A 3,120-nucleotide genomic window follows, 5' to 3' on the forward strand; every position below is an offset into this window, starting at 1 on the left:
GACGGGCGTCTGCCGCGGCCGCTGCGTCCGGTCGTCTTCGCTGAGGCGGGCACGCCCGAAGCGGCGCTGCTGGATCGCACCGAGTTCGCGCAGCCGGCGATCTTCGCCGTCGAGGTGGCCTTGTTCTCGCTGCTCGACTCGTGGGGCGTACGGCCCCAGCGACTGCTCGGACACTCCATCGGCGAACTCGTCGCCGCCCATGTCTCGGGCGTGCTGTCCCTGCCCGACGCCTGTGCCGTGGTCGTCGCCCGGGGCCGCCTCATGCAGGCTCTCCCCTCCGGGGGCGCGATGGCCGCGGTGCAGGCCACCGAGGAGGAGATCCTGCCACTGCTGGAGGGTCATGCGGACCGGGTCGGCGTCGCAGCGGTCAACGGGCCGCGGGCGGTCGTGGTCTCCGGTGACGAGGAGACCGTCGCCGGGATCACCGCTCACTGGCGTGACCAGGGCAGGCGCGTCAAGCGGCTGAACGTCAGCCACGCGTTCCACTCCCCGCGGATGGACGCCATGCTCGACGACTTCCTCGAGGTCACCTCGTCCGTCTCCTACGGCGAACCGTCCATTCCGATCATCTCCGACGTGACCGGCAAACCGGCCGGCGCGGGCGAACTCGGCGACCCTCGCTACTGGGTGGAGCACGTGCGCCGCACCGTCCGCTTCCGAGACGGAGTCGAAGCGCTGCGGGCGGACGGGGTCACCGCGTTCGTCGAACTGGGCCCCGACGGCTCGCTCACCGGCATGGCGGCGGACTGCCTGGACGACCGAGCCGCGCTGTGTCTCGCGAGCCTGCGTCGCGGCCTGCCCGAGACGCGGTCGGTCCTGACCGCCGTGGCCCGGCTCCACTGCCATGGCGCCGACGTGGACTGGGCGGCGCTGCTGCCCGGCCGCGGGCCGCATCTCGACCTGCCGACCTATCCCTTCCGGCGGGAACGGCACTGGCTGGACGCGGAACACCGTCCGGGCGCGGTGGAGGACCGTCGTTTCTGGTCCCTGGTCTCCGACGCCGACCCGTCCACCGTGGCCGAAGAACTCGGTGTCGCGCCGGACTCCGATCTCTCCGTCGTCCTGCCCGCGCTGACCCGCTGGCGTGAGCGCGCCGCGCGGCAGGGCGACACGGACGGGTGGCGGTACTCGATCGCCTGGCGCCCCGTGCCGCACGCCAGCGACGGGACGCTGACGGGCACCTGGCTCGTGGTCGGTGACGACGAGCGGATCGGGGCCCTCCTCACCGGGCTGGGGGCCGAGGTGCAGCACGTACGGGTCACGCAACCGCCCGACCGCGCCGGCCTCGCCCGGCTGCTGGCCGGAGCGCCGGAGCCGGCGGGCGTCGTCTCGACCCTGGCCCTCCATCCCGCGGACTCGCACACCGATGTGGCAGGGGGCGTGCAGGCGACCCTCACCCTGTTGCAGGCGCTGGGAGACGCGGGCGTCCTGGCTCCACTGTGGTGCGTGACCCGTGGTGCTGTCGCCGTCGGGGACGAGTCTTTGGACGTGGCCTCGGCCGGTGTGTGGGGACTTGGCCGAGTAGCGGCCCTGGAACATCCCGACCGGTGGGGTGGCTTGATCGATCTGCCTCCCATCGCGCCGGACAACCTGGCGCAGCTGATCGCGACAGCGCTCACCGCAGGCGAGGACCAGGTGGCGGTCCGGGGGGAGACGGTCCTGGCCCGGCGCGTCGTCTCCACTCCCGCGCGGCCGGGCAGTGCGCCGGAACTGCCCGGAACGGTCCTGGTCACCGGTGGGACGGGAGCCCTCGGCGCCCGGATCGCCGTCTCGCTCGCCGCACGGGGGACACCGCATCTGCTGCTGCTGAGCCGACGGGGCCCCGACGCGCCCGGCGCGCCGCTGCTGCGCAAGGAACTGGAAGAACTGGGCGCCGTGGTCACGATCAGGGCGTGCGACGTCTCGGACCGTCCGGACCTCGCCCGTGCGCTGGCCGAGGTGCCGGACGAGCATCCGCTGAGCGCTGTGGTCCACGCGTCCGGCATCCTCGACGACGGCCTGCTGGACACCCGGACGCCGGAGCGCACCGGCGAGGTGCTGGCGGCGAAGTCCGTGGCGGCACAGCACCTGCACGAGCTGACCGTCGATGAGGACCTGCGCGCCTTCATCCTGTTCTCGTCCTTGTCCGGTGTCCTCGGCAACGCCGGACAGGGCAGTTACGCCGCCGCGAACGCCCAGTTGGACGCTCTTGCCGTGCACCGCCACGCCCTGGGGCTCCCGGCGACCTCGTTGGCGTGGGGTCCGTGGGCCGACGACGGCATGGCCCAGGGCCTCGCCGTCGACCGGCTGCACGAGAGCGGGCTGCGGCCCATGGCACCTGACCGGGCCGTCGCGGCCCTCTGGCAGACGGTCGCGGAAGAGGTTCCGGCCGTGGTCGTCGCCGACGTGGACTGGGACGCCTTCGCGGGGCGGACCGCGGCCTTCCGTCCGATCCGGCAACTCGCCGAGTTGGTCACGGCCCCGGCGGAACCGGCTGCCGGGGAGGCCTCCGCCCTTGACCTGGTCCGGCTCTCGCCGGTCGAGCGGCACGATCGCCTGTACGAACTGGTACACCGGCAGGCAGGCCTGACTCTCCGGCATGGCGCTCAGTGGCGGCTGGAGGCCGACCGGCCGCTGCAGAGCCTCGGCTTCGATTCCCTGACGGCTGTCGAGCTGCGCAACCGTCTCGAGGCCGCCACCGGCCTGAGACTGCCGAGCACCCTGGTCTTCGACCACCCCAGCCTGGACGCGCTCGTCGCGTTCCTGGAGGCCGAGATGTTCGGCGGGGGCGGGCAGGGAGCGGAAGCGGCACTCACCGAGATCGACCGGCTGGAAACCGCACTCGATGCCGTGGCACTCGACGAGGCCGCGCGCGGCGCGGTCGAAGGGCGGCTGCGTGATCTGCTCAAAAGCTGGTCCGCCGGGCCCGACTCGGGTGGAGCCGCCGCGCTGACCGAGGCATCGGCCGGTGAGGTCATCGACTTCATCACCGGAGAGCTGGGTATCAAGCTGGCCGATGACCTCGCCCCTGAGGGACCATGAGCCGCGTAGGGGGTGAGCACCTCTGAGAGCGTCGTCGGCCGGAGCCGGGCGTCGGGGGCGCCCCACGGCCCGCCGGGCCCGGGGTTTTGTGGGAGCTAG

General features: G+C 72.9%; 1 protein-coding gene. It reads left to right on the forward strand.

Features of this window, described 5'->3' with window-relative positions; all coding sequences use genetic code 11:
• Positions 1 to 3,021 (forward strand): SDR family NAD(P)-dependent oxidoreductase (locus AB0H32_RS47570; protein ID WP_361135750.1); only part of this gene is annotated, 3,021 nt, incomplete at its 5' end.
• Positions 3,022 to 3,120: the final 99 nt, after the last annotated feature.

Origin of the sequence: Streptomyces sp. NPDC020362, from assembly GCF_040642095.1 — a bacterium.
GTDB lineage: Bacteria > Actinomycetota > Actinomycetes > Streptomycetales > Streptomycetaceae > Streptomyces.